The organism is Cronobacter sp. EKM101R (genome assembly GCF_963888145.1).
In the GTDB taxonomy this organism is placed as follows: domain Bacteria; phylum Pseudomonadota; class Gammaproteobacteria; order Enterobacterales; family Enterobacteriaceae; genus Cronobacter; species Cronobacter turicensis.
The window spans coordinates 207,702-233,204 of the sequence record NZ_CAWPHW010000012.1 but is presented as its reverse complement, the minus strand read 5'-3'; the positions used below and the strand labels follow the sequence as shown (position 1 = coordinate 233,204).

22 protein-coding genes and 2 tRNA genes are annotated in these 25,503 nt (G+C 57.0%); 12 read left to right on the top strand and 12 right to left on the bottom strand.

Annotation, left to right across the window (positions count from 1 at the left end):
• Positions 1 to 34 precede the first annotated feature (34 nt).
• Together gloA and rnt are read left to right on the top strand one after the other, a co-directional pair.
• Complete coding sequence (gloA, locus tag AACV31_RS09655) at positions 35 to 442, top strand: lactoylglutathione lyase (RefSeq protein WP_007760795.1); 408 nt, start codon at positions 35 to 37, stop codon at positions 440 to 442.
• 95 nt (positions 443 to 537) lie between these two features.
• Positions 538 to 1,209: a ribonuclease T gene (gene rnt / locus AACV31_RS09650; RefSeq protein ID WP_004385023.1), complete on the top strand. Its 672-nt coding sequence runs from the start codon at positions 538 to 540 to the stop codon at positions 1,207 to 1,209.
• A gap of 69 nt (positions 1,210 to 1,278) precedes the next feature.
• Here rnt and AACV31_RS09645 read toward each other — a convergent pair whose 3' ends face one another.
• Entirely contained in the window at positions 1,279 to 1,626 is a 348-nt protein-coding gene (locus AACV31_RS09645) for a Grx4 family monothiol glutaredoxin (RefSeq protein WP_007760793.1), read from the bottom strand.
• A gap of 345 nt (positions 1,627 to 1,971) precedes the next feature.
• Here AACV31_RS09645 and AACV31_RS09640 point away from each other — a divergent pair, with 345 nt between their 5' ends.
• On the top strand, positions 1,972 to 2,796 hold the full coding sequence (locus AACV31_RS09640; RefSeq protein ID WP_105539215.1) for a C40 family peptidase: 825 nt from the start codon (positions 1,972 to 1,974) through the stop codon (positions 2,794 to 2,796).
• 69 nt (positions 2,797 to 2,865) lie between these two features.
• Here the strand turns inward: AACV31_RS09640 and AACV31_RS09635 are convergent, their stop codons facing one another.
• Positions 2,866 to 4,032 carry an MFS transporter gene (locus AACV31_RS09635; protein ID WP_165153801.1) on the bottom strand — a complete coding sequence of 389 codons (1,167 nt, stop codon included), beginning with the start codon at positions 4,030 to 4,032 and terminating at the stop codon, positions 2,866 to 2,868.
• 265 nt (positions 4,033 to 4,297) lie between these two features.
• The gene (gene cydH, locus AACV31_RS09630; protein WP_015386754.1) at positions 4,298 to 4,387 is read right to left on the bottom strand and encodes a cytochrome bd-I oxidase subunit CydH; all 90 of its coding nucleotides are present in this window, start codon (positions 4,385 to 4,387) and stop codon (positions 4,298 to 4,300) included.
• A gap of 292 nt (positions 4,388 to 4,679) precedes the next feature.
• Between cydH and purR the strand changes: the two genes are divergently transcribed.
• A complete protein-coding gene (purR, locus tag AACV31_RS09625) occupies positions 4,680 to 5,705 on the top strand; it encodes an HTH-type transcriptional repressor PurR (RefSeq protein ID WP_007760781.1) in 1,026 nt (341 codons plus the stop codon).
• A gap of 18 nt (positions 5,706 to 5,723) precedes the next feature.
• Here the strand turns inward: purR and punR are convergent, their stop codons facing one another.
• Positions 5,724 to 6,635: a DNA-binding transcriptional activator PunR gene (gene punR, locus AACV31_RS09620; protein ID WP_075198416.1), complete on the bottom strand. Its 912-nt coding sequence runs from the start codon at positions 6,633 to 6,635 to the stop codon at positions 5,724 to 5,726.
• Between the two features lie 111 nt (positions 6,636 to 6,746).
• Between punR and punC the strand changes: the two genes are divergently transcribed.
• The 5 genes from punC to AACV31_RS09595 all read left to right on the top strand — a co-directional run bounded on the left by punC (position 6,747) and on the right by AACV31_RS09595 (position 13,278).
• The gene (punC, locus tag AACV31_RS09615) at positions 6,747 to 7,922 is read left to right on the top strand and encodes a purine nucleoside transporter PunC (RefSeq protein WP_075198417.1); all 1,176 of its coding nucleotides are present in this window, start codon (positions 6,747 to 6,749) and stop codon (positions 7,920 to 7,922) included.
• Between the two features lie 287 nt (positions 7,923 to 8,209).
• The gene (cfa, locus tag AACV31_RS09610) at positions 8,210 to 9,358 is read left to right on the top strand and encodes a cyclopropane fatty acyl phospholipid synthase (RefSeq protein ID WP_165153797.1); all 1,149 of its coding nucleotides are present in this window, start codon (positions 8,210 to 8,212) and stop codon (positions 9,356 to 9,358) included.
• 195 nt (positions 9,359 to 9,553) lie between these two features.
• Positions 9,554 to 10,873, top strand: a complete 1,320-nt coding sequence (locus AACV31_RS09605) for a PTS sugar transporter subunit IIC (RefSeq protein ID WP_105539086.1) — start codon at positions 9,554 to 9,556, stop codon at positions 10,871 to 10,873.
• Positions 10,874 to 10,927: 54 nt separating this feature from the next.
• Entirely contained in the window at positions 10,928 to 12,313 is a 1,386-nt protein-coding gene (locus AACV31_RS09600; protein WP_165153794.1) for a glycoside hydrolase family 1 protein, read from the top strand.
• Positions 12,314 to 12,357: 44 nt separating this feature from the next.
• Positions 12,358 to 13,278, top strand: a complete 921-nt coding sequence (locus AACV31_RS09595) for a LacI family DNA-binding transcriptional regulator (protein WP_165153791.1) — start codon at positions 12,358 to 12,360, stop codon at positions 13,276 to 13,278.
• A gap of 16 nt (positions 13,279 to 13,294) precedes the next feature.
• Here the strand turns inward: AACV31_RS09595 and AACV31_RS09590 are convergent, their stop codons facing one another.
• Positions 13,295 to 13,945 carry a riboflavin synthase subunit alpha gene (locus AACV31_RS09590; protein ID WP_105539087.1) on the bottom strand — a complete coding sequence of 217 codons (651 nt, stop codon included), beginning with the start codon at positions 13,943 to 13,945 and terminating at the stop codon, positions 13,295 to 13,297.
• Between the two features lie 236 nt (positions 13,946 to 14,181).
• Here AACV31_RS09590 and mdtK point away from each other — a divergent pair, with 236 nt between their 5' ends.
• The 3 genes from mdtK to AACV31_RS09575 all read left to right on the top strand — a co-directional run bounded on the left by mdtK (position 14,182) and on the right by AACV31_RS09575 (position 15,908).
• Positions 14,182 to 15,555 (top strand): MdtK family multidrug efflux MATE transporter, encoded by a 1,374-nt coding sequence (gene mdtK / locus AACV31_RS09585; RefSeq protein ID WP_165153789.1) that lies wholly within the window; start codon positions 14,182 to 14,184, stop codon positions 15,553 to 15,555.
• 190 nt (positions 15,556 to 15,745) lie between these two features.
• A tRNA-Val gene (locus tag AACV31_RS09580) sits at positions 15,746 to 15,822 on the top strand.
• A gap of 9 nt (positions 15,823 to 15,831) precedes the next feature.
• Positions 15,832 to 15,908: transfer RNA gene (locus tag AACV31_RS09575), tRNA-Val, on the top strand.
• A 442-nt stretch (positions 15,909 to 16,350) separates the two neighbouring features.
• Here AACV31_RS09575 and tssJ read toward each other — a convergent pair.
• The 7 genes from tssJ to AACV31_RS09540 form a co-directional block, all read right to left on the bottom strand.
• A complete protein-coding gene (gene tssJ, locus AACV31_RS09570) occupies positions 16,351 to 16,917 on the bottom strand; it encodes a type VI secretion system lipoprotein TssJ (protein WP_165153787.1) in 567 nt (188 codons plus the stop codon).
• Entirely contained in the window at positions 16,895 to 17,992 is a 1,098-nt protein-coding gene (gene tssG / locus AACV31_RS09565) for a type VI secretion system baseplate subunit TssG (RefSeq protein ID WP_165153785.1), read from the bottom strand. Before tssG ends, tssJ begins: the two co-directional genes overlap by 23 nt.
• Positions 17,947 to 19,710, bottom strand: a complete 1,764-nt coding sequence (tssF, locus tag AACV31_RS09560) for a type VI secretion system baseplate subunit TssF (RefSeq protein ID WP_165153783.1) — start codon at positions 19,708 to 19,710, stop codon at positions 17,947 to 17,949. Before tssF ends, tssG begins: the two co-directional genes overlap by 46 nt.
• A 449-nt stretch (positions 19,711 to 20,159) precedes the next feature.
• On the bottom strand, positions 20,160 to 23,558 hold the full coding sequence (locus AACV31_RS09555) for an ImcF-related family protein (protein ID WP_165153781.1): 3,399 nt from the start codon (positions 23,556 to 23,558) through the stop codon (positions 20,160 to 20,162).
• Entirely contained in the window at positions 23,542 to 24,699 is a 1,158-nt protein-coding gene (locus AACV31_RS09550; RefSeq protein ID WP_105596618.1) for a hypothetical protein, read from the bottom strand. Before AACV31_RS09550 ends, AACV31_RS09555 begins: the two co-directional genes overlap by 17 nt.
• Positions 24,700 to 24,702: 3 nt before the next feature.
• A complete protein-coding gene (locus AACV31_RS09545) occupies positions 24,703 to 24,969 on the bottom strand; it encodes a PAAR domain-containing protein (protein ID WP_161588890.1) in 267 nt (88 codons plus the stop codon).
• A 69-nt stretch (positions 24,970 to 25,038) separates the two neighbouring features.
• Positions 25,039 to 25,503, bottom strand: a 465-nt coding sequence (locus AACV31_RS09540; RefSeq protein ID WP_166337081.1) for a DUF2931 family protein, incomplete at its 5' end; no start/stop codon positions are given.

Here is a 25,503-nt window from a genome sequence, read left to right as displayed (position 1 = left end):
GCATCATCACAAGCCGTTTATTTAAGAGGATCTTATGCGCTTACTTCACACCATGCTGCGCGTTGGCGACCTGCAACGCTCCATCAATTTCTACACCAACGTTCTTGGCATGAAACTGCTGCGCACCAGTGAAAACACGGAATACAAATATTCGCTGGCGTTTGTCGGTTACGGTCCGGAGAGCGAAGAAGCGGTGATCGAGCTGACTTACAACTGGGGCGTGGAGAGCTATGAGCTCGGCACGGCTTACGGCCATATCGCCATCAGCGTGGATAACGCCGCAGAAGCCTGCGAGCGCATCCGCAACAATGGCGGCAACGTCACCCGTGAAGCGGGCCCGGTTAAAGGCGGCACCACGGTAATCGCGTTTGTTGAAGATCCGGACGGTTACAAAATCGAGCTTATCGAAGAGAAAGACGCAGGTCGCGGCCTCGGCAACTGATCCCTCCGGCGGGCGTTCTGCCCGCCTTGCTGCATCCCGTCGTGAAATTTGCCATAATGCGCGCTGCTTTAATTCCCCAAACTTAAGAGACGCTGATGTCCGATAACGCTCAACTGACCGGTCTGTCCGACCGTTTTCGTGGCTTTTACCCTGTTGTCATCGATGTGGAAACCGCCGGTTTTAACGCCAAAACCGACGCGCTGCTGGAAATCGCCGCCGTGACGCTGAAAATGGATGCCGACGGCTGGCTCACCCCTGATGAAACACTGCATTTTCACGTTGAGCCCTTTGAAGGCGCCATCCTCCAGCCCGAAGCGCTGGCGTTTAACGGTATCGATCCGCATAACCCGTTGCGCGGCGCCGTCAGCGAATATGACGCGCTGCACGCCATTTTTAAAATGGTGCGCAAGGGCATGAAAGAGAGCAACTGCAACCGCGCGATCATGGTGGCGCATAATGCCACGTTCGATCACAGCTTTATGATGGCGGCCGCGGAGCGCGCGTCGCTCAAGCGCAATCCGTTCCACCCGTTTGTGACCTTCGACACCGCGGCGTTAAGCGGGCTGGCGCTGGGCCAGACCGTGCTGGCGAAAGCGTGCATCGCGGCGGGCATGCCGTTTGACAGCACCCAGGCGCATTCGGCGCTCTATGACACCGAACAAACCGCCCTGCTGTTTTGCGAAATTGTCAACCGCTGGAAACGCCTGGGCGGCTGGCCGGTGCCGCCGCTCGCCGCGGAAGACGCGACGCCGCAAGACGGCGAGTGAGCTAACGCAGCGCAAAAAAAAGCGGCCTCCAGGGCCGCTTTTTTGTTTGCGCGATAAGGCGCGACGGGATTATTCCGCGTCCGGGGTGGCCGGATTGTGCTTCGCCGCCGTCTCTTTGATAAGCGGCTGCAGTTCGCCGCGCTGATACATTTCGATAATGATGTCGCAACCGCCGACCAGCTCGCCATCCACCCACAGCTGCGGGAAGGTCGGCCAGTTAGCGTATTTCGGCAGTTCCGCGCGGATATCCGGGTTTTGCAGGATATCGACATACGCAAAACGCTCGCCGCAGGCGGACAGCGCCTGTACCGCCTGTGCGGAGAAGCCGCAGCTCGGCAGTTTCGGGGAGCCTTTCATGTACAGCAGAATCGGGTTTTCAGCGATCTGGCGTTGAATTTTTTCAAGCGTAGTGCTCATTGTCTTACTTCCTCAAGCGTCATTACGGCGTTAGCTTTACATTGTAGCGGCTCCGGAGCGTCCCGAAAATGCATAATCTTGCGCTTAAGCCCGGCGCCGTGCCGTGGTGAAAGAGAAGCAAATAATAACACTTTTCTGTAAGCTGCCGATATTCTCCTCTAAGAAGGCGCGCTAAAATGCGCATCCACGCAGCGGCAACTGGCGAAAAAGAGTGCGCCGGTTAACGAAACTGCGTTGTAAAGACGATTTGCTGCTTAACTTCGGACAATTTTTTAGATTAGAATCAGCAAGCTCTTAAAATTCATCCGTTGGCATGATTGCCGGCTTTATGCAGGGGAATGCTCAGTGGCGCGCAAAACAAAAATTGCTCTCACGCTCTGTGCTTTATTAATGACTTCATCACTGGCATTTGCGCCGTTCGCGCAGGCGTCGGAGCAGACGCGCGCCTCGAAGGTACAAAAGGCGCACGCCAGTACGGTGAAAAAGAAAACCAGCACAAAAACCGCAAAAAAAAGCAACAACGAAACGAAGACCAAAACGAAAACGGCGAAAACCGCCAGCGAGAAGCGAAACACCACCGCAAAACGCACCAGCAAGACCACTTCTACCGCCAGTAAAACCGCTTCCCGCCGCGCTTCCACCTCTTCCGTTAAACAGGCCAGCAACCGCCTGAGCGCCCAGACCTGCAGCAAAACGCGCAAAAATCGCAAAACCAAATGCGTCAGCGGGCCGCTCACCATCGCGGATGCCCATAAAGCGCGCGTGAAAAAAGCGCAGACAACCGCCATGAACAAGCTGATGAACCAGATTGGCAAGCCGTATCACTGGGGCGGCACGTCGCCGCGCACCGGTTTCGACTGCAGCGGCCTGGTCTGGTATGCGTATAAAGATCTGGTGAAATTCCGTATCCCGCGTACCGCCAACGAAATGTATCACCTGCGTGACGCCGCGCCGGTTAACCGTGGCGAGCTGGAAAGCGGCGATCTGGTGTTCTTCCGCACCCAGGGCCGCGGCACCGCCGATCACGTGGGCGTCTATGTCGGCAACGGCAAGTTTATTCAGTCGCCGCGCAGCGGTCAGGAAATCCAGATAACGTCGCTGAGCGAAGATTACTGGCAGCGTCACTATGTCGGTGCGCGCCGGGTGATGACACCGCGCACCATTCGTTAATCATTTTATCTGCACCAAAAAAAACGGAGAAGGTCGCCCTTCTCCGTTTACTTTTTTACTGCGCTTATGTTATTCGGCGCTGCACGCCGTTTGCGCCTCGCGACGGCTGGAGAGCAGCACCAGCAGCAGGCCGAGCGCGGCAATCAGCGCCCCCATCACCGGCACCACGTTATAGCCGAAGCCTGCGTGAATAACAGCGCCGCCCGCCGCCGCGCCAAGCGCGTTGCCAAGGTTAAACGCACCGATATTGACCGATGACGACAGGCCTGGCGCTTCGCTGGCGACGCGCATCACGCGCATCTGCAGCGGCGGCACCACCGCGAATGTCGCCGCGCCCCACACCACCATGCTGATAGCCGCGCCGATTTCCGTCTTCGCAAGCCACGGGATCGCCGCCATGATGATAATAAGCAGCGTCAGGAACCCCTTCAGGGTGCCGCTCACCGAGCGGTCCGCGAGGCGGCCGCCCAGATAGTTGCCGATGGAAAACCCGACGCCTATCAGCACCAGCATGGCGGTGACGAACGCCGCGCTGGCGTCAGTGATATGGTGCAGCACCGGCGCGATATAGGTATAGAGCGTGAACATCGCGCCCGCCCCGAGCACCGTGGTCAGCAGCGCGCTCACTACCTGCGGGCGCATCAGCACCGCGAGTTCGCTTTTCACATCCGGACGCTCGCCGCTGCCGCCTTTCGGCAGGGAGAACCAGAGGCTCGCCATCGCCACCAGCCCAAGACCGGCGGTCGCCAGAAACGACATTCGCCAGCCGATGGTTTCGCCAAGCCAGGTCGCCGCCGGCACGCCGCCGATATTGGCGATGGTCAGCCCCATAAACATCGTCGCGACGGCGCTCGCCTGTTTATGCTTCGGCACCACGCTTGCCGCCACAACCGAGCCGAGCCCGAAAAACGCCCCGTGGTTAAGGCTGGTGAGAATACGCGAGGCCATCAGCGTCATGTAATCCGGCGCCAGCGCCGAGAGCACGTTGCCGAGCGTAAAGATCGCCATCAGGAAAATCAGCGCGCTGCGTCGTGCGCGGTGCGACAGCAGAAGCGTCATCAGCGGCGCCCCCACCATCACGCCAACCGCGTAAGCGCTTATCAGCATACCGGCGGCCGGAATCGAGACGTTGACGCCGTTCGCTATTACCGGCAACAGCCCCATCGGGGAAAACTCGGTCGTGCCAATGCCAAAAGCACCAATCGCCAGTGCCAGTAACGGGAAATTGACTTTCATTCATTACTCCAGAAATTGTACAACAGCGCCGGGGAATGCCCGACGTTACAGCAGGATGCAGAAAGGATGGCACTTTCAGCCGGAAAAGATAAGTGACAAAAACAGCAAAATATTATTGCGCGAGTGTTAAAGAACACGCAAAAGTTGTTATTAGCGAATCATAAGGGAATAGCGTGAAAAAGAAAGGAAACGGCGAGCGAAAGGCGTTTAAGCGCAGGAATGGTATAAGAAAGCGGGAGAACGCAGGCGCACTCCCGCCTGGCGCTTAATGCAGGATGGCGGTAAAAGCGCCCGCCACAATAAGACCCAGCACAACAAGGGTAGTGACCAGCGAAAATTTCAGATCGGTACTCATGATATTCTCCTTAAAGACCCCATAAAAATCAGGTAGTGCGCATTTTTGCATAAACGGGCCGAAAAATCCTGCGACATTTAACCAGATATGCGTTTTCCCTCTTCCCCTTTCGATAAAGATAAGCCAAAATTCGTCGCTACTTTATTCGGTACCGGCCATCGACCCCTCCTCACGATAAATGTCGCGTTTCCCGGCATGCCGCACGTCCCCTCGTGGCACACAGGGGTGTGTACAGGCAAACGATTAACCCGTGATTTTGCAGGGCTCAGCCAGGGGTCTGGAGTGATTATTAATGGCAACAATTAAAGACGTCGCGAAGCGAGCCAACGTTTCCACAACAACAGTCTCACATGTAATTAACAAAACCCGTTTTGTGGCGGAAGAGACGCGCAACGCGGTATGGGCGGCTATCAAAGAATTACACTATTCGCCAAGCGCCGTGGCGCGCAGCCTGAAGGTGAACCACACCAAATCTATCGGGCTGCTGGCGACCAGTAGCGAAGCGCCCTACTTTGCAGAAATCATCGAGGCCGTAGAAAACAGCTGCTTTGCGAAAGGCTATACGCTGATCCTCGGCAATGCGCATAACAATCTGGAAAAACAGCGCGCGTATCTGTCGATGATGGCGCAAAAGCGCGTCGACGGCCTGCTGGTGATGTGTTCGGAATACCCGGAGCCGCTGCTCGCAACGCTTGAAGAGTACCGTCATATCCCGATGGTGGTGATGGACTGGGGCGAAGCGAAAGCGGATTTCACCGACTCGGTTATCGATAACGCGTTCCAGGGCGGTTATCTCGCGGGGCGTTATCTTATCGAGCGCGGCCATCGCGATATCGGCGTGATCCCGGGGCAGCTTGAGCGCAACACCGGCGTCGGGCGTTTTTCCGGTTTCATGAAAGCGCTGGAAGAAGCGGCCATCAAGGTGCCGGAAAACTGGATCGTGCAGGGCGATTTCGAGCCGGAATCCGGTTATCGCGCCATGCAGCAGATCCTCTCGCAGCCGCAGCGCCCCACCGCCGTCTTCTGCGGCGGCGATATTATGGCGATGGGCGCTATCTGCGCCGCCGATGAGATGGGTCTGCGCGTGCCGCAGGATATTTCGATTATCGGCTACGACAACGTGCGTAACGCACGCTTCTTCAGCCCGGCGCTGACGACCATCCATCAGCCGAAGGAGACGCTGGGTCAGACTGCGTTCAATATGCTGCTCGATCGCATCGTTAACAAACGCGAAGAGTCGCAGACCATCGAGGTGCACCCGCGCCTTATCGAACGCCGCTCGGTGGCGGACGGCCCGTTCCGCGACTATCGTCGTTAATCCCTTCCGGGAGCCGTATCACTGCGGCTCCCGCAGCCACTCCGTGTTCAGCGTTTCGCTATCCCCCAGATAATCAAGCAGCCAGCGCAGCGCGGGCGAGGCGTCGCTTTGTCGCCACGTCAGGCAGCAGGCGGCGTCCGGGAACGGGTTTTCCAGCGTCAGCGCGCGCCACTCCCCGCGGTCCAGCCATGGCTTCGCGAAATGCGTCGGCACCATGCCGATACAGAGCCCTTCGCTAAGCGCATCAGCGGCGCAGAGCCAGTCCGGCACCACCACGCGCCGCTGGTTATCCAGCAGCCAGGTGATGCGTTTGGGCAGCGAACGCGAGGTGTCTTCCAGCACCAGCGACGGGTAATCGCGCAGCCTGTCATCGCTTAGCGCGCCTTCGTGCCGCGCCAGCGGATGATGATGCGCCACCACGCAGCGCCAGCTCAGCATGCCCATATCGCGGAACGCGAACCGTCCGCCCACAGGGATCGCCTGCGTGGCGCCGATGGCAAGTTCCACGCGCCCGTCCGCCAGCGCATCCCAGACACCGTTAAACACCTCCTGCGACACCTGCAACTCAACATCGGAAAAGTGTCGGTAGAAATCGAGCACCAGCTGGCGGGTGCGCTCAGGCCGCACGATGTTGTCCACCGCGATGGAAAGCTGCCCGCGCCAGCCGTTGGCTATCTGCTGGCACTGCTGGCGGGTGATCATCATTTTTTTGATGACAGAACGCCCCTCGCGTAAAAACCAGGCGCCCGCGGGCGTCAGCACCACATCGCGATGGCGTCGCTCAAAGAGCGACACCGCGAGCCATTCCTCAAGCTGACGCACCGTATAGCTGACGGCAGAAGGCACGCGGTGCAGTTCCGCCGCCGCCGCGGTGAAGCTGCCGGTGCGCGCGACGGCGTCGACGACTTCCAGAGAATATTCAGACCACATTTTCTGCCTGCAAAATTTTTGAATGGAAACGGCAAATATTAGCGTTTCACAAGCCGGTTTGCACTCCGTACACTCCGGGCTCTTTCGCGTATTAAGAAGTGAGTCATTGTGATGCGACCTGATAAAGGATTTCTTTGCTGGCTGGCCGGGCTGAGCGTGCTCGGCTTTCTGGCGACCGATATGTACCTGCCCGCGTTCGCCGTTATCGAGGCGGATTTACACACGGCGCCATCGGCCATCAGCGCCTCTCTGAGCCTGTTCCTGGCGGGATTCGCGCTGGCGCAGCTGGTCTGGGGCCCCCTCTCTGACCGTTTTGGCCGTCGCCCGGTACTGCTGGCGGGGCTCGGGATTTTCGCCCTCGCCTGCCTTGGCACCGTCTGGGTAGAGACCGCAGGCGCGCTGCTGGCGCTGCGCTTTATTCAGGCTGTGGGAGTTTGCTCCGCCGCGGTGAGCTGGCAGGCGCTGGTGACCGACCGCTACCCGGCGCAGCAGGCGCGCCGCATTTTCGCGACCATCATGCCGCTGGTCGGCCTTTCTCCGGCGCTGGCGCCGCTGCTGGGCAGCTGGATCCTGAACCACTTTTCCTGGCAGGCGATTTTCGTGGTGCTGTTTGCCATCACGGTACTGCTGATTATTCCGGCGCTGCGTCTGCCTTCCGGCGCGCCGCAGGGCAATAAAGGCGGCGAACCGCTGAGCTTTATGATGCTGCTGCGCTCGCGCGTCTACAGCGGCAATGTGCTGATTTACGCCGCCTGCTCCGCCAGCTTTTTCGCCTGGCTCACCGGCTCGCCGTTTATCCTGCATGAGATGGGCTACAGCCCGGCGGTGATTGGCCTGAGCTATGTGCCGCAAACCATCGCATTTCTGATTGGTGGTTACGGCTGTCGCAGCGCGCTGCAAAAATGGCAGGGCGAGACGCTGCTGCCGTGGCTGCTGGCAGGCTTCGCGTTAAGCGTGCTCGCCACCTGGCTTGTAGGGTTAAGCGAGGCGGTCACGCTCACCACGCTGCTCATCCCCTTCTGCCTGATGGCCATGGCGAACGGCGCCATCTACCCGATTGTGGTCGCCGCCGCGCTGTTGCCGTTCCCGCAGGCCACCGGACGCGCCGCCGCGCTGCAAAATACGCTCCAGCTGGGGCTCTGTTTTGTGGCAAGTCTGGTGGTGTCATGGCTGGTCGCCACGCCGCTGCTTTCGACCACCAGCGTCATGCTGGCAACCGTACTGCTGGCGGGCCTGGGGTTCCTGCTGCGCGGGCGTCATCGGGTCACGCAGTCATCAGTCGCGTGATAATATGAAATTTTGTGATTAGCTTGCTAACGGTCAACGGTTGAATCATCGTAAAACGAGGCCTATACTGGTTCGCGGCTCTACGATAATTAGCATAAATATTATGTAGTAACGGGAGCCGCTGGCTCCCTTTTTTATTTGGAATGACATTTCTGGCAAGGGTCATCTCCCTTCCTCTGTTCTACGTCGGATATCAGGCTCGCGGACCTTTCCGTGATATTTCTCACATACCGAAAATTGCGACTACGCTGTTTGAAGGTTCTGATCACATCAGTGATGGAGAAGCTATGAGTTCATCGTGTATAGAAGAAGTCAGCATACCGGACAATCACTGGTATCGCATCGCAACTGAACTGCTCAGCCGGGCCGGGATCGCCGTTAACGGCGCAGCCCCTTCCGACATTCAGGTGAAAAACCCTGACTTTTTTAAGCGTGTTTTGCAGGAAGGTTCTCTCGGTCTTGGCGAAAGCTATATGGACGGCTGGTGGGAGTGCGAGCGTCTCGATCTCTTCTTCACCAAAGTGCTGCGCGCGGGGCTGGAAGACCAGCTGCCGCACCATCTGAAAGATACGCTGCGCATTCTCGGCGCTCGTCTGTTTAATCTGCAATCGAAAAAACGCGCCTGGATTGTCGGCAAAGAGCATTACGATCTCGGCAACGATCTCTTCAGCCGGATGCTCGATCCGTATATGCAGTACTCCTGCGGCTACTGGAAAGAGGCCGATAACCTTGAGGACGCCCAACAGGCGAAGCTGAAGCTTATCTGCGACAAACTGGCGCTTGAGCCTGGCATGACGCTGCTGGATATCGGCTGCGGCTGGGGCGGTCTGGCGGCGTTCGCGGCGCGGCACTATGGCGTGTCGGTCACCGGCGTGACCATTTCCGCCGAGCAGCAGAAAATGGCCCAGGCGCGTTGCGAAGGGCTGGACGTCACCATTCTGTTGCAGGATTACCGCGATCTCGATTCCCAGTTCGACCGCATCGTGTCGGTCGGTATGTTTGAGCATGTCGGCCCGAAAAACTACGCCACCTATTTTGACGTCGCCGACCGTAACCTCAAGCCTGACGGACTCTTCCTGCTGCATACCATCGGCTCGCGGAAAACCGATAACAACGTTGACCCGTGGATCGACAAGTACATCTTCCCGAACGGCTGCCTGCCGTCGGCGCGCCAGATTGCCGCCGCCAGCGAGCCGCATTTCGTGATGGAAGACTGGCATAACTTCGGGGCGGACTACGATAAAACGCTGATGGCCTGGTATGCGCGTTTCCTCGACGCCTGGCCGGAGATAGCCGATAACTACTCTGAGCGGTTTAAACGCATGTTTACCTATTATCTCAACGCCTGCGCGGGCGCCTTTCGCGCGCGGGATATCCAGCTGTGGCAGGTGGTCTTTAGCCGCGGCGTGGAAAACGGCCTGCGCGTCGCCCGTTAAGCATTCACCCCGGCGCATGCCGGGGGCTTTTTGCCACTCACTCTTCCCCGCTTTGTGATACTACTCACGCTTTCACGACGTTTCCTTTCATAAAAGTGATCGCGGCGACAATCAGGCCACAGACACATGGAAACCGGTTTCCATTTTGTTTCAAACTGAGCGCTATTCCCCCCTGCCTGATAAAGGAAACGCCTCATGAGTCTGTACCAGAGTATGGTCCATGTTATTGAAAACAAAATCACGCCGCTGGCGGGCGCGATGGGTTCGCAGCGTCACGTGGTCGCGATCAGGGACGGTTTTCTCGCCGCCCTGCCGTTTATGATCATCGGTTCGTTCCTGCTGGTTTTTATCTTTCCGCCCTTCTCGCCGGATACGCAAATCGGCTTCTGCCGCGCGTGGCTGGATATTTCGCTGAAATACCGCGAACAGCTGATGCTGCCGTTTAACCTCAGCATGGGCGTGATGACGTTTTTTATCTCGGTCGGCATTGGCGCAAGCCTCGGCAAGCACTATCAGCTTGATCCGATCATGACCGGCCTGCTGGCGTTTATGGCGTTTCTGCTGGTGGCGGCGCCTTATAAAGACGGGCAGATCTCCACGCAATATTTCTCAGGCCAGGGCATTTTCACCGCGCTTATCACGGCGATTTACGCGAGCGAAATGTATGCCTTCCTGAAGCGCCACAATATTACTATCCGCCTGCCGAAAGAGGTGCCGACCGGCGTCGCGCGCTCGTTTGAGATTCTGATCCCGGTGGTGGTGATTGTCTTTACGCTTCACCCGCTCAACCTGCTGATTGAATCCACTACCGGTATGATCCTGCCGGAAGCGATTATGCATCTGCTCTCTCCGCTGGTGGCCGCGTCCGACTCCCTGCCGGCGATTCTGATTTCCGTTTTAATCTGCCAGATCCTGTGGTTTGCGGGCATTCATGGCGCGCTGATTGTCACCGGCATCATGAACCCGTTCTGGATGGCGAACCTCTCCGCCAACCAGGCCGCGCTGGCGGCGGGCCAGGCGCTGCCGCATATTTACCTGCAAGGATTCTGGGATCACTACCTGCTGATCGGCGGCGTAGGTTCCACCCTGCCGCTGGCGTTCCTGCTGCTGCGCAGCCGCGCGGTGCACCTGCGTACCATCGGTAAAATGGGCGTCGTGCCGAGCATGTTTAACATCAATGAACCGATTCTGTTCGGCGCGCCGGTTATTATGAACCCTGTCTTTTTCCTGCCGTTTATTCTGGTGCCGATGGTGAACGCCGTTCTTGCCTGGACCGCGACCAAACTGGGCTGGCTGGCGCAGGTAGTCTCGCTGACGCCGTGGACTACGCCCGCGCCCATCGGGGCATCATGGGCCGCTAACTGGGCCTTCAGCCCGGTTGTCATGTGTCTTATCTGCATGGTGATGTCGGCGCTGATGTACTACCCATTTGTGAAAGCCTATGAGCGCACGCTCCAAAAACAGGAAGCGGCACAGGACGCCACCGAAGGTGACACTGTCACGAATAATGCCTGATTTTTACTGCGCCTGCCTTTCCGGCAGGCGCCTGACTGAGCTATGAGGATGGATATGCACTACTCATTTCCCGAAGGATTCTGGTGGGGCAGCGCCAGCTCGGCGCCGCAGACCGAAGGTGAAAGCCTGAGCCACGGCAAAACGCCCACCACCTGGGACCACTGGTTCCGCCTGCAGCCGGAGCGTTTTCACCACGGCGTTGGCCCTGCGCAAACCTCCACGTTTTATCAGCACTGGAAAGAAGACATCGCGCTGCTGAAGGCGCTTAACCACAATACCTTCCGCACGTCCATTTCCTGGGCGCGCCTTATCCCGGACGGAACCGGCGCGGTAAACCAGGAGGCGGTCGCCTTCTATAACCAGGTGATTGATGAACTGCTGCGCCAGGGCATCACGCCGTTTATCAACCTGTTCCATTTCGATATGCCGTTATCGCTTCAGGAACAGGGCGGCTTTGAGAACCGCAAGGTCATTGACGCGTTTGAAGCTTACGCATGCACCTGTTTTGAACTGTTTGGCGACCGGGTCACCCACTGGTTTACCTTCAACGAGCCGATTGTGCCGGTGGAAGGCGGTTACCTGTATGACTTCCACTACCCGAACGTGGTCGATTTCCGGCGCGCGGCGACGGTCGCCTACCACACGATGCTGGCCCACGCCCGCGCGGTAAAAGCCTATCACGAGCGTAACGACGGCGGCGAAATCGGCATTATCCTGAACCTCACGCCCTCTTATCCGCGTTCGCAAAACCCGGCGGATGTGAAAGCTGCGCAGATCGCCGATCTGATGTTTAACCTCAGCTTCCTCGATCCGGCGCTGCGCGGCAGTTACCCGGAAGATTTAGTGGCGCTGCTGGCGCAGTACGATCAGTTGCCCGCCTGCCAGCCTGGCGACAAAGAGCTGCTGGCGGCGGGTGTGGTGGATTTGCTCGGCATCAATTACTATCAGCCGCGTCGCATTCAGTGCCGTGATTCGCAGGTAAACCCGGACAGCCCGTTTATGCCGGAGTGGTTCTTCAGCGCCTATGAAATGCCGGGCCGCAAAATGAACCCGTATCGCGGCTGGGAGATTTATGAGAAAGGCGTCTACGACATCCTCACCCGCCTGCGTGTAGAGTATGGCAACCCGCGCTGTTATATCTCCGAAAACGGCATGGGCGTTGAGAACGAACAGCGCTTCGAGCGCGACGGACAGATTCAGGATGATTACCGCATCGAGTTTGTGCGCGATCACCTGAAATGGCTGCACAAGGGCCTGAGCGAAGGCAGCCGCTGTCTGGGCTACCACATGTGGACCTTTATCGATAACTGGTCCTGGTGCAACGCCTACAAGAACCGTTACGGCTTTGTGTCACTCGATCTGGAAAGCCAGAAACGCACGATTAAAAAGAGCGGTGAATGGTACCGCCAGGTGGCGGCAAAGAACGGGTTTGATGAGTAACCGAGTGGCGGCCCCGGCGCCGCCACGCTTTGCAGGAAAATACGATGTCCACCATTAATGATGTCGCGCGCCTGGCGCGCGTCTCGAAAGCCACCGTTTCCCGCGTGCTGAGCGGCAATCGCGGCGTGAAGGAAGAGAGCCGTCTTGCGGTGCTGCGCGCCGCCGAGATGCTGAACTACCAGCCAAACGCCATTGCGCAGTCCCTCTCCAGCCAGATGACCCACTGCATCGGCGTGATTTGCGCCAGCGAACATGTTCAGCAGGCCACCTGCTGGCTACAGGCGCTGGAAAAAGAGCTCAGCCAGCACGGTAAACATCTGCTGTTGCGCTTTGCGAGTTCCGCGCCAGAGGTAACGCGCGCCCGCGCCGAGCTGGATTCCGGCCTGTGCGACGCGCTGATGATTGTCGGCGCCCGCTTTCCCCTGCCCGCGCTTGATGATGATGTAATTCTTGTCGATTGTTTAAGCGCCGCCACGGCGCAGGGCATTCAGTTTGACTGGCTCTTTGCGGCCCAGACGGCGGTGCAATATCTGTGCAGCCACCAGCGGCGCGATATCGCGCTGATTAACTTTCCGGCGGGCGACGCGGCGGCAGAGATTTTACAGGGGTATCGTCAGGCGGCGGAAAACCACCTGATCCCGTTTCACCGCCAGCGTGTGATTGAAGATGAGCCGGTGCTGCGTATCGCGCTGCAAAAGCTTATTAATAGCGGCGTGAAATTCAGCGCGCTGCTGGTAACGGACGACAGCCAGGCGCGAGAAGCCGTGGCGATGCTGCGGGAATACCGTTTCGCGGTGCCGGAGCAGGTGCTGGTGTTTAGTCTTGAGAGTTCCGGGCGCGGCATGGGGCTGGAGAGCGTTCCGGCGATCTGTTATTCGCTGGAGAGTATCGCCCGGCAGGCGGTGGCGCTGCTTTCCGGCGGCGCGCCGGGCGAACGGGTGCGGGGTACGCTGGTGAGCGCCTGAGCCCACCAGCAGAGCATTATCCTGCGGGGTGCAACTGCGCGGTAATCGCCGCGGCGGCTTCGCGAGAGGCTAATACACGCTCAACCGTATCCACGACCGCCTGGGTCTGCGGGTCAATTTCAATATTCACCCGCTGGCCCAGTTTTTTGGCGCCAAGCGTAGTGCGCTGGAGCGTTTCCGGGATCAGAAAAACACAAAAGCGGGTCGCCGTTACTTCACCGACCGTCAGGCTGATACCGTCAATGCCGATATAGCCTTTGTGCAGGATATACTTCATCAGCGTCGGGTCCTGAATTTTAAACCAGATCTGCCGGTTATTTTCCGACGTCAGGATCTTCGCAACCTCCGCCGTGGTCATAATATGCCCGGACATTAAATGACCGCCAATTTCATCGCTGAATTTCGCGGCGCGCTCAATGTTCACCACATCGCCGGTCTGTAAATCGCCGAGATTGGTAATACGCAGCGTCTCTTTCATTAAATCGAAGCTGACGCGGTTGCCGTTAATTTCCGTTACCGTCAGGCAGCAGCCGTTGTGCGCCACCGATGCGCCGGTCTCAAGCCCCGGCAGCAGCGCGTCCGGCAGCTCCACCACATGGGTGCGGAAATTCGGTTTTTCATCGATAGCCACGACTTTCGCGGTGCCCTGAACAATACCGGTAAACATATTTTGCCACTCCTGGATTCGCTAACATGGCGGCGCGCGGCCGCGAGATTCATAACCAGAACAATAACAGGTGGAATATGCCCTTGCCAGCCTGAGCGGTCTTAAGCGCATTATTTCACTGGCTTAATAGTGAACTCTCGCTACAATAGTCTGACTAATTCCCCTGCATTTTCTTCTTGCTGCCCGTTGCGGCGGCTTTTTTGTCTCTCAAATAACAACAATATACAGGTGTTCACGTGCAGAAGTATTTTGTCGAAGCGCGTCAGTTATTAGCTCTGGCAATCCCGGTGATTTTCGCGCAAATCGCCCAGACCTCGATGGGGGTTGTCGATACCATTATGGCCGGCGGCTACAGCGCCACGGATATGGCGGCGGTCGCTATCGGGACCTCTATCTGGCTGCCTGCTATTCTGTTCGGTCACGGCCTGCTGCTGGCGCTTACGCCGGTCATCGCCCAGCTTAACGGCTCAGGCCGCCGCGACCGTATCGCCCATCAGGTACAGCAAGGCTTTATGCTGGCCGGGCTGGTCTCTGTGCTTATTATGATTGTGTTGTGGAACGCCGGGCATATCATCCGCGCGATGCATAACATCGACCCGCTGCTCGCCGACAAAGCGGTGAATTACCTGCGCGCGCTGCTGTGGGGCGTGCCGGGCTATCTTTTCTTCCAGGTGATGCGTAACCAGTGCGAAGGGCTTGCTAAAACCACGCCGGGCATGGCGATGGGCTTTATCGGCCTGCTGGTGAATATTCCGGTGAACTATATCTTCATCTATGGCCATTTCGGTATGCCGGAACTGGGCGGCGTCGGCTGCGGCGTGGCGACGGCGTCGGTGTACTGGGTGATGTTCTTTTGTATGCGTTACTGGGTCAAACGCGCGCGCTCGATGCGTGATATTCGCCTGCAGCCGGATGCCAGCCGCTTTGACTGGCTGGTCATTCGTCGTCTGGCTCAGATCGGGATGCCGGTGGCGCTGGCGCTGTTTTTCGAGGTGACGCTGTTCGCGGTGGTAGCGCTGTTAGTGTCGCCGCTCGGGATTGTCGATGTGGCGGGTCATCAGATAGCGCTCAACTTCAGCTCGCTGATGTTCGTGCTGCCGATGTCGATGAGCGCGGCGGTGACGATTCGCGTGGGTTTCCGTCTGGGCCAGGGCTCGACGCTTGAGGCGCAGACCTCCGCGCGCACCGGCATCGCGGTCGGTATCTGCCTCGCCGTCATGACCGCGCTCTTTACCGTGGTGTTCCGCGAGCCTATCGCCCTGCTTTACAACGACAATCCGGAAGTGGTCACCCTCGCCTCGCACCTGATGCTGCTGGCGGCGATATACCAGATTTCGGATTCGATTCAGGTGATCGGCAGCGGCGTGCTGCGCGGTTATAAAGATACGCGTTCAATTTTCTTTATCACGTTTATCGCCTACTGGGTGCTGGGCCTGCCAAGCGGCTACATTCTGGGTCTCACCGACTGGGTTGTGGAGCCGATGGGCCCGGCAGGTTTCTGGTTCGGTTTTATCCTCGGCCTGACCTCGGCGGCCATTATGATGATGTGGCGTATGCGTTACCTGCAACGCCAGCCGTCGGAAACCATCCTGGCGCGCGCCGCGCGCTAATTCCTGCGCCGCCCCTGTGGGCGGCGTTTTTTTATCCGCTTGATGTGCGCCAGCCCGCTACGCCGATCACTTTGCCATCATTCTGCGCAAATACGCGGCAATCGCGTGAAATATGAAAGAAAATTGACGTTTGCCCCTTGCCAGGCGCCGGGGCTGCCGTTAATATTCGTCCCCGCTGTCACACAGCATTGCGTTCATAGCTCAGTTGGTTAGAGCACCACCTTGACATGGTGGGGGTCGTTGGTTCGAGTCCAATTGAACGCACCATCCTAATGTGCGTCCGTAGCTCAGTTGGTTAGAGCACCACCTTGACATGGTGGGGGTCGGTGGTTCGAGTCCACTCGGACGCACCATTCAGTTAATCCTCAGTGATTCCTGTTTTTTATCGAGAACGCCTTTCACGCCGCGTTGTTCAAACAGCGACAAGCTCCGTCCAGCTCGTGGTTTTACCCTTTCTAATCTCTGACTGCGCATTCAGGGTCTGGCTTCTGCTTTTCGCCATCCGGAAATAAACAGTCGCGTCGCTTAAATGGATATCCCCACGCTCAGTTACCTGCGCTTCCCCCGACAGACCAGGATTTTCAGCGCCAGATCATTGGTTTCATTGTGAGGTATGCCAGGCACACCCCGTGCTTTATGGCTCTTCGCCTGCGCCGACGGACTCAGCAACAGGCGAAGAACAGGCACAGCAAAATATGGCGAATGATTTTATGAAGCCACTCCCTGGAATAAACCGGCGAGAAAAGGGGTTACGCCGTTTCCCGCGCATTTATACAGAAGGAGGCATGCAGCACATCAGCCCTCCTTCACTGCTTTGAGGGTCAGGCGATTATTACCGGCTTCGATGACACGCGGCTCATCCGGATCAAGATCGTCGCGGCTCAGCACCACGCGCCAGGTGTTGTCGGCCTGGTCCGGCGACATAAACATGCCCGCCACCACAACATACTGAGCGCTTTCCTCCATGGGCATATCCAACATCACCGCCCCGCCCGGCCGCAGGCTGATGTCTTTTTCCGCCACCAGGTCAGCCTTAATCGCCTTACTGTCGTCTGCGAAGAGCGACGGATAATCTGTGTCGTCAAACGCTTTACGATCTTTTAGCTGATAAATACGCACTACGGTGGAAAGCGCCACCCCACCGTCATTGCTGTTAACGGCGTCACGCGCATGAATATCAAGATGCAGGGTTTTTACCTGTTTATAAAAAATGGATTTGGTCACCGCCACCGTGCTATCGGTGACTTTCTGGGTCAGCCCGCAGCCGGCAAGCAGCAGCGTGAATCCTGACGCCAGAATCAGAAGCGGGGTTTTACCTGCGCTTTTACCCGTGCTTTCACTAGTGGTAATTGCCATCTTCATCAGCCTCCCTTCGGTTAATATTTTCCTGAACATGCTCGTAACGCCCCAGATTGATGGTGATTGTCCTGTCTGACTTCGCCCCAGCGGCATTCAACGGTTTCATCACCGCCGTTCGCCCCAGCTGAACGCTGTCCGCGCCCGCCGTGCTGCTCATCCGGGCATCAGGCAGCAGACGACGGTCCACGCACAGTTGCAGACGCACATCCAGCCGCGAGCCAAGGTAGACATGCAACAGCGCCATCAGGTCGCCGTGCAGCTCGCCGCCTGGCAGCCAGCCCTGCACCTCCTGCGAAATTGTGGTGGAAATCCGCATCAATACCTGGCTGTTGGCGTCGGTCGCATATGCCCCCATCACCGGACGCCCTTTCAGACTAACGGGCTGGCGTACGCTCATGGTCAGTGTTTTCTTCACCGGCACCCGCCGCCGGTCATGGTGCCAGATTTTCGCCCGGCTATCCGGTGCCAGAAGCCTGACCAGCGATGCCATGCCTTCTGCCGTGCGCCCCGGCAGCAGCATCACCGGCAGCAGCGCCAGGAAACGCGACGCCGGCGTGGCGATATTTTCCGCGCAGCCGTTAATGCCCAGCCCCGCCAGCCCCAACAGATATTGCGAGGTGTTGTCCTTTCCTCCGGCCTCAAACGTCGCCGGATAAGAGTATTTACGCCAGATCCGGTAATACTGGGCAATCAGGCGATGATTGAAAATATCGAGGAAATCGGTCGTCGCTTCATAGCCTTCTCTGCGCTGGACGATGTCATCGATATAGTGCGTGGGCAGCGGCGACTCCACCCCGTAGAGCCCCATAAAGGTGACCCGAATGGACGGCGGCTGCCAGGCATGTTCCGGCGCATCCAGCCCCTTAATTTCCGTGGCCGGGAAGCCCATTCCCGGATGGGGGCGAAAGCGCACCGGCTCCAGACGAACCTGCCAGGTACTGCCGATGACGGGATTATCCGGCTGACTCTGCGCCAGCAACTGGCAGAAACGATAAAAATTGACGTAGGGCAGTTGGTCACCCAGCGTTTCCATCAGCCGGGCAGGCGCGGACAGTGATTTTCTTTCCACCGTATGCATTTTCCTTCTGGCTGAACAATCAGCGTGAGCTGGTTAAACTGGTTCATGTCGGCATAGAGGGCGAAAAAGCGGTTAAGCAGTTCGCCGAACAGGTAAACGTCGCCCTCACCGGTGAAGCCATTGCTGTCGAGCGTCACTTCAATATCCAGGCCGCGCAGTAAACATCCCTGCTCGAAGCGCTGGATCCGGTGATGTTCAACCTGCTGGATGGCCTCCAGGCGACGGTTATTGAGTTCATCCTCCTGCCAGTTGTAAAGCGCCAGCGTGCCGCGCAGCACTTCCGCGCTACTCATCATATTGAGGAAGCCGGAGCCCAGGTGGCTTAACACCCGCCAGTGAAAGCGATCTTCCGCTGGCGGCCAGACCGGCAGCGTCGGTTTGCAGAGATTTCTGACAGAGACCGGGGTCTGCACCACCCGTTCGCAGCGATCCAGGAGTGAGCTTTGCAGCGCGCGACGTGGAAGCTGACCGTTAGTGCCGGTTATGCGCAGCGACACCGTCTCACGGGAGATAATGCGATCATCCTCCCACTGGTGCCCGCCAAGAATAAGCCAGGTATCATGCAGCCCGGTGACGCCGCGCTTCACCCGGGTGTGGTAGTAACGGGGCGGCGCCTGGCGGCGCATCATCCCGCCCTTGTGACGAAAACTGCTGAAGGGCACATATTCGGCATCTCCCGTCCGCCCGGAGCCCATCACCGCATCCACCGAGTAAATTTCAGTATGTCCGTCCTGCAGGCGTTTCGGGCGCAGCAAATATTCGCTCTCCAGCCCGGAAATCGTCAGCGGGTCCGCTTCAAGAGAAAACAGGTTAATCACTGGCACACAGTGCAGGCGAATGGCATCGTCCGTGACTGGCAGATCGGAGGGCCATGACTGGTTCAACACCACTTCAATATCAAACCAGGCAGCGCCTGCTGGCGGCGTAATGCCATCAAGTCCGTGGAGATCGACAAACATAAATTTTTCGCGGAAGGTGAAATACTCCAGCAGGAGCTGGTACCCGCTGAAGCCGGAGTCGCCTTGCGGCCACAGGCTGTCTTCTTCGCGAAAACCACCCGGTGAGAAGTAACCCTCAAGCCGGATGCGATCGACCTGGCCGGGCAGACGGAGATACATCGCCGCCTGCCGCCGGGTCAGCATTAGATGAAGATGGCTGCTGACCGGCGCCTCCGTCGCCAGATAAAGACTCAGGCGGCTGAGATCGGCCTGCGACCAGTCAGCCTGTTCGCTACAGGCGAAGCGAATACGCAGTAACGAACGCCCGTCCGGCTCGATCGTCATCGTGACGCCCGACACGCTGAGCGGGTTAAGCATCATGTCGCGGGTGGTGCGATAGCGGCAGACCGTGTTTTTCGGCCCCACGGGACGGGAGTAAACCTCCAGCCCGGCGGGTACATGCTCAGCCATTTTCATTGACTGCAACGCGGGCGTGAAGGCGACCACCGACAGCGACGGAATGGTGCGCAGGTAGTGCGGCCACAGCATACTGACCAGCCCTTCCGTCAGCTCCGGCAGGTCGTCATCAATTTTCTCGCGCAGGCGTCCGACCGAAAAAGCGAAGCCCTCAAACAGACGTTCAACATAAGGGTCCGGCGTTCCGGCCTTATCCAGATCGAGCATCGCCGCCCGGTCAGGATGGGCTTGCGCAAACTCTTTCGCCGCTTCGCGCAGGTAGCGCATTTCCGCGTCGAAATAGCGCAGGGTTAAATCTTCCATTCGTTTTCGTTTTTCCGTTGAGTGTTATCCACAAAGCACCGCCGCGCGGGCCGGGTCGATGGCAATCAGCCCGGCGAGCAGGTGTTTCATGATGGGGGTGCAATGATTTCAGGTCGGCCTTAACCCTGTCGCTGTCGGCAATTGACGACGCTTCCGGCTTCAGTTGCAGAGTGTCGTTGTCAGCACGACTACCAGCTGCAACGAGCGCCTCAGGACGCCAGTCACTGGCTGACGCCATTTCATCCTGCTGTATCCAGTTCTGCGTCACTCATCGACAAACAAGTGCCATCGTTAAAGATCAGTGTTTTCAGACTGTGCAGGCACGTCAGTAAGCCCTTCAGGTACGCCACAACCATATCGATCAGCGTCTGCTGGCCCGATGTCATCAGCCCCTTAGGGAGTTTTCTGTTTGGTCTGACAGGCGTTCAGCAGCGCATTCAGCGATGACATCAGTCAGCCTCCTTCCTGTCATCCATTTCAGAGGAAGCCTGCGACGCATCGACGCTGAAGATAGTTTCCGGCAAACGGAAATTACGCAGTTTAAGCAGCACCAGCGGCCCCTCACCGGCGACGGTGCGCAGGGTGTAGTTGAGATAACGCCCGTCCTGGGCTTTCCAGCGCAGACTGTAACTGCTGCCGATGCCCGGATAAGGCGCGACGGAGGCTTCATCCAGCAGGCGTATCCAGCCCCAGGCGCCAGCCATATCGGCATACTGGCGAGTTCCCGCCTGGGTGCTTATCCAGCTTAATGTCGCGCCCGGCGCGTCGGTATCCGCAGGCCAGGTGAAGCGTTTCCAGTGCGGCATCTGGTTCACATAGTTCAGCTTCTGATGGTCAATAATCATGTCGGTCTGCATCACGCCGTCCGCCGTCCCCGGCCGTAGTTCAAAGCTCATTCCGGCGTTGCCTTCGGTGAAGGCCACATCCGAGATGTTGCTGAGGGTGTTGATGGCGGTAAGGAATGCCGGATTAAAGGTCAGCCCCTGCGCATTCACGCTGTCTGGCGCCCAGTGACTGCCCTCGCGGTGCAGCACGCCCTTCAGACGGGTTTGCAGGAACTGCGCAATACGCCCTGAATCGGCATTGAGATATTTGGCCAGCAACGGCAGGGAGACATCGCTGTCAGAGTTGTTAAATGGATAGCGACTACCAAACGCTTCATTCCAGTCACTGACCACCGCTTGCTGCCACTGGACGTTGAGGCTGTCCGCCGCTGGCGCCAGCACCTGCTGCCAGGCCTCTTCCATGGGTTGAACAAACACCGTCCGGCCAAAACCGTTCCACTCCTGGCCGAGCCCCGCCGCTATCAGGCTGCCGTAGTCGCGGGTTTCCGTCAGGTCGATGGCTTTACCCTGAAAGACCGTCTGCGCCAGGGTCTGGGTCATCGCCTGCGGGTCGGCGGCGTTAGTCACCTGCTGCAGACGCAGGCGAACCTGGGTGACGCGGCTCAGGTAAGCCTGCAGGCTCTGAGCCTGCTCGCCGGCGTGATTTTTGTCCATCAGCGCCAGCACCGGGCCGAAGGTAGCGTCCAGCGGACCATGCGGGCCCGCGTTCTGGTCAATGGCGTCGCTGTTTTCATTACTGAGCAGGTTCTTCGCCGATTTCACGAGTGAATCGGAGATAGCCTCCCCGGTCTGGCCGGTACGCCCCTGGATATTGAGCGTATTCATCAGCGCCACCAACGGCGACTGGCGTACATCGGCCATCAGCGTGAGCTGGTCGATAGCGTCTGACAGCGTGGCGGCCTGCTGCCAGCGCAGCGCATTGAGGAACCCCAGCCAGGCGCCGCCGAAATCGGCAAAATAGCGCTCAGTCAGTTGTTTTTTCAGCGCCTCCGGCGAACCATCGCCCAGCGGTGCCTGTTTACTGTCCGTCAGCACCCAGTCCATTTCATCGCGCCGCTCTTCCACCACTTTCTCAATGGCGGGCTGAATGGCCTGCTCCCACGCCTGACGGGTGAACATCCCCGGCACCACTTCAACGTTGGTAAACAGCCGTGACGCATCGGTGTCGCCGGTCATGTCTTCCAGGCGCATATCGACATACAGATGTTCCACTTGTGAGAGCATTTTCTGGTACAGGGAAGACTCGCTGTTACGCATTCCCATCAGACGAATCAGCAGCGAACGCACCTGGTTTATCGTCGCCTCATCCGCTGGCAGGCGCCATTGCGGATGCGCCGCCAGATTCGCGCCATAAAACGACAGCAACAACGGCGCGCTCCCCTGCCAGACGCCGTCGCTTATCCCGTCGCGCTGCGGCCACGCGCGCAGCAGCGCCGGGCCGAACCAGGCCGCATCCATACGCTCAGGACGCGCCAGCATCAGGTAGAGTTTCAACTGGTCATAGCTGGCTTTCGCCCTCATCTCCCGCTGCGGACTATCCGGTGGCAACTGTTCAAAAGCGGTTAACTGTTGCTGAAGATGCGCCGCCGCTGCATCGCGCAGAAGCGGCAGCGCGCTGTCGCGGTAACGTGGCCAGAGGGCGGCCAGCAGTTCGTTGTTATGGCTTAACCCGGCGCGGTTATACCAGGGGACGCGGTGTTCTGAACGGTACTGCAGGCGCTCCAGCGTCTTCTGAAGTTCAGACAGGGAACTCAGGCGAGAGGCTAAAGGCTGATTTTGTTGTGCGGTAAGCGACGCCTGTTCCTGAGCATGACTGATCATGTTGCGGTTACTGGTGTAGGAAACCAGCATCCATACGCCCCACAGCGTCATCAACAGAGCCAGTGAAGCGGCCATCACCCGCCGCCAGTCAGGCCCAGGCTTGCGGGGGCGCAGCCCTGCGGGCAGCGCGCGTGCGGACTCCGGCAATACGTCCCAGCGTTTATCTTTACACCAGTGATGGCGCATACTCCGCGCTGCTCCCAGTGAGGGCATGCTGAACAAGAGGCCAGCCAGCGGTAGAGGACGCCAGGCATTTAGCAATACCGCCAGCGGTCCGGCGATGGTTTCTGATTTGCGGATGAGCCTGTCTGCAAGACTCAGTAAAAACATGTGCCTGGGTACTTCGCAAATGTGCTGCACTCCATGAGTCATCAATGATGCAGAGAGTGAGGAAAGTTGCGTAGAAAGGTTTTCAGGCGAGCAGTCTGGCGGCAGCAGACAGCCAATGGGCTGGGTGACATATCCGGTTTGATCGACGATTTGCGAATGCAACGACCATATGTACAGTGGAAGGTGCCAACCCAGCGCGTCATAAAGATTATAAAAAACGTGGGCGAAGGTATTCATCGCCTCCTGGGACATCACGTTATCATGAGAAAAACTGTCATCATTGGCTGGCGTGTCGAAAGCAGATGTCACCCACACGACGCCATCAATGGGCCGACGACGCAGTTTGCGCAGCGCGGAAAGCCAGGCGGTATCAATATCACCAGACAACTCGCCTCCCCATAGCAACAGCGTACCCTGATCTTCTTGCCAGCACTCCTGCGAAAGGCCAGGAACAAGCCGTTGTACATCACTAACTGAACCAACGACCAACAGAATACGGATTTTGCTTACCCACAAGCGCCCGTAAAGGTGGCGCATCATATCTTTGATATCACTAACGGTAACATTCAAGGGAGCGACAGGCGCGAGTCGCTTATCATCAGCAGGTAAAACATTTGCCAGTTGTGCCTTATGACGATACAAACGCTCCTGAGCGCTATGGTGAAGTGCAGGTAAAAAGCGCACAAAAATTACCAGCAGAGTTATCAGTAAAAAAGCAAAAAGTTGTTCTTTCGGGGTATTGATTCCCCACGCAGGACCAAAAGTGTTAATGAGCCAGCCGAGAAATATTAGCCCTGCTATCGTCAACCCTGCCAGACCAAACCTGCCAAGGTAACTACCTGGTATCTTCATCTCCGCTCCCTGGAGTTAATGAACTAATAAAGTAGTCCTGCTCATGCGAAAATAGCGCCAACACGGAACAGTTATGTAATTTCACCCAATCAGCAGCAAACGCTGTTAAAAGCCACGGCGAGAATGGCCCTGGTTTACCGCACCATTTCTCCAGTAGTTCATTTTCTTCCGGTTTCCATATTGTGCCAAAAGTGTTACCGGTAGTGATCAGCGCAGCAAAATAACTACTCCAGCTTTTTGCATCGCCAATAATATTTTTTGTTCTACATGCGGCGGTCTGTGTCTGGAGAAACACCTTGAGCTCCGTTTCAAAGCGGGTCGTATCGAGCTGCATGGGTCTGAGCAAGCGCACAGGATGTGGCATTAAACAGTTGCGCGCTACGTCATCACTTACCAGCAGCAGAACCGCCAAACCATCGGAGTAGTTTTCTTCGCCGCCTAGTTGCATCACAAGAATTAATTCAGCCGCCAGCTCTGGATTTTTCAGTCGTTCTTCCATGGCCGAAAAAGAGAGTGAAGCTGTAATTTGTAAATTTTCAGGTGCAATCGGTTGATATAGATATTCCTGCCAGACATTAAAGAAATGATCCGTCAACCGATCAGAAGGGCAATCCTTCACTATCGTAATTTGCAAAGGCAACATTCGAGAAACATCTCTCAACTCATTTTCTACAGCACCTATCAGTAATTTTAGGATACGGATATCATTCATCTTCTCACGGGAAGGAAAAACTAATCTACGAGCAAACCCGTATTGTTGAACGCTTTCTGTCCCAAAAGAGCGGGCAGAGAAATGGTCAGGCAGCATGACAGCGCTTGCCAAAATGGCTACATAGCGTTCAGCCCACTGCATCCATTGTTGCTGGCTGTATTGCGCTTCTTTCTGCAAAAAAATATGCTTTTTCACCTCCCGCAGCCGTAAATAGCACCTCACAAAAAACATTAAAAGCCAGACTATTATTGGTAATAAAGAAATTACCCAGATGTTAAGCGCCGATAACACTTTTATTTTACTGGACGCATGAATAACAAATAGCATTGAGCCTACAATAAATGCTAACACGCCTGCGCACAACCATCGATATATTGATGGTGCCGGAGGCAACTCGGTTACAACAGCTTTTTTCCTTTTCCAGCTCATTAGTCATCCTATTGAACATTCCGGGTCACCAGAAATGACCTGGCAGCCACATTCACACCGACACCCATTCACAACAAGAGCTTTGCCATCTGAAATCCACTCTAGCGAGCCTTCAATAATTTTATTAGTACCATGCCCTGGAACCGGGCAACTCACTTTATCCCCTATCAGAGCTACTACTCGCCCATTCACTATCATTGTTGACGAGGCAGAAATCACCACACCGCCATGGGTAGTTTTATCGCCCAGTAATATTAATCCTTTTGACAATTTAATTCTCCGTTTATTAGCAGAACCTGAATACAGGTTTCATTTGTATCGAAATAAATATCTGTTAGCTCACCAGCTACCGTAGGGATAGGTTTTATCTTTTATAAATTTTGTTGTAGTGTTGCTATAGCCTTTGGAAAAATCACTTCCCGTAACTCCCTTGCACATATTGAGATCTTTCCCTGACCGGGTTTTAATCTCCGTCTTCGTTTGCTCAAGGTTAGGGCGGCCATTATTCTTCAGCCACACCCGGACTTTTCCTTCCGGCGCAAGCCCGATAACCAAATACCGGAAGTAATAGGTCTCTTTCGGACTGTAGTTACTTTTTTCCGTACGCAGCATTTTCTGCCAGGTCTCTGGCGAGAATATCAGCGAGGTTTCATACACTTTCCTGTCAATGATGGAATCCCAGCAGAAGATCATCATACTCGGCGGAGAGACCGCCTGGTTAAACGGAGATGGCCCAAGCCCTACATACTGGTCCCAGCTTCCCACGCTGTCGCCCTGCGGCTGGTCTATCGTGCGGAAAACCTT

Bases quoted from the DNA above. Each gene is read 5' to 3' on its own strand.
- gloA (WP_007760795.1), top strand. From the start codon at position 35: ATGCGCTTACTTCACACCATGCTGCGCGTTGGCGACCTGCAACGCTCC.
- rnt (WP_004385023.1), top strand. From the start codon at position 538: ATGTCCGATAACGCTCAACTGACCGGTCTGTCCGACCGTTTTCGTGGC.
- AACV31_RS09645 (WP_007760793.1), bottom strand. From the start codon at position 1,626: ATGAGCACTACGCTTGAAAAAATTCAACGCCAGATCGCTGAAAACCCG.
- AACV31_RS09635 (WP_165153801.1), bottom strand. From the start codon at position 4,032: ATGAAAGTCAATTTCCCGTTACTGGCACTGGCGATTGGTGCTTTTGGC.
- cydH (WP_015386754.1), bottom strand. From the start codon at position 4,387: ATGAGTACCGATCTGAAATTTTCGCTGGTCACTACCCTTGTTGTGCTG.
- purR (WP_007760781.1), top strand. From the start codon at position 4,680: ATGGCAACAATTAAAGACGTCGCGAAGCGAGCCAACGTTTCCACAACA.
- punR (WP_075198416.1), bottom strand. From the start codon at position 6,635: ATGTGGTCTGAATATTCTCTGGAAGTCGTCGACGCCGTCGCGCGCACC.
- punC (WP_075198417.1), top strand. From the start codon at position 6,747: ATGCGACCTGATAAAGGATTTCTTTGCTGGCTGGCCGGGCTGAGCGTG.
- cfa (WP_165153797.1), top strand. From the start codon at position 8,210: ATGAGTTCATCGTGTATAGAAGAAGTCAGCATACCGGACAATCACTGG.
- AACV31_RS09605 (WP_105539086.1), top strand. From the start codon at position 9,554: ATGAGTCTGTACCAGAGTATGGTCCATGTTATTGAAAACAAAATCACG.
- AACV31_RS09600 (WP_165153794.1), top strand. From the start codon at position 10,928: ATGCACTACTCATTTCCCGAAGGATTCTGGTGGGGCAGCGCCAGCTCG.
- AACV31_RS09595 (WP_165153791.1), top strand. From the start codon at position 12,358: ATGTCCACCATTAATGATGTCGCGCGCCTGGCGCGCGTCTCGAAAGCC.
- AACV31_RS09590 (WP_105539087.1), bottom strand. From the start codon at position 13,945: ATGTTTACCGGTATTGTTCAGGGCACCGCGAAAGTCGTGGCTATCGAT.
- tssJ (WP_165153787.1), bottom strand. From the start codon at position 16,917: ATGAAGATGGCAATTACCACTAGTGAAAGCACGGGTAAAAGCGCAGGT.
- tssG (WP_165153785.1), bottom strand. From the start codon at position 17,992: ATGCATACGGTGGAAAGAAAATCACTGTCCGCGCCTGCCCGGCTGATG.
- tssF (WP_165153783.1), bottom strand. From the start codon at position 19,710: ATGGAAGATTTAACCCTGCGCTATTTCGACGCGGAAATGCGCTACCTG.
- AACV31_RS09555 (WP_165153781.1), bottom strand. From the start codon at position 23,558: ATGAAGATACCAGGTAGTTACCTTGGCAGGTTTGGTCTGGCAGGGTTG.
- AACV31_RS09550 (WP_105596618.1), bottom strand. From the start codon at position 24,699: ATGAGCTGGAAAAGGAAAAAAGCTGTTGTAACCGAGTTGCCTCCGGCA.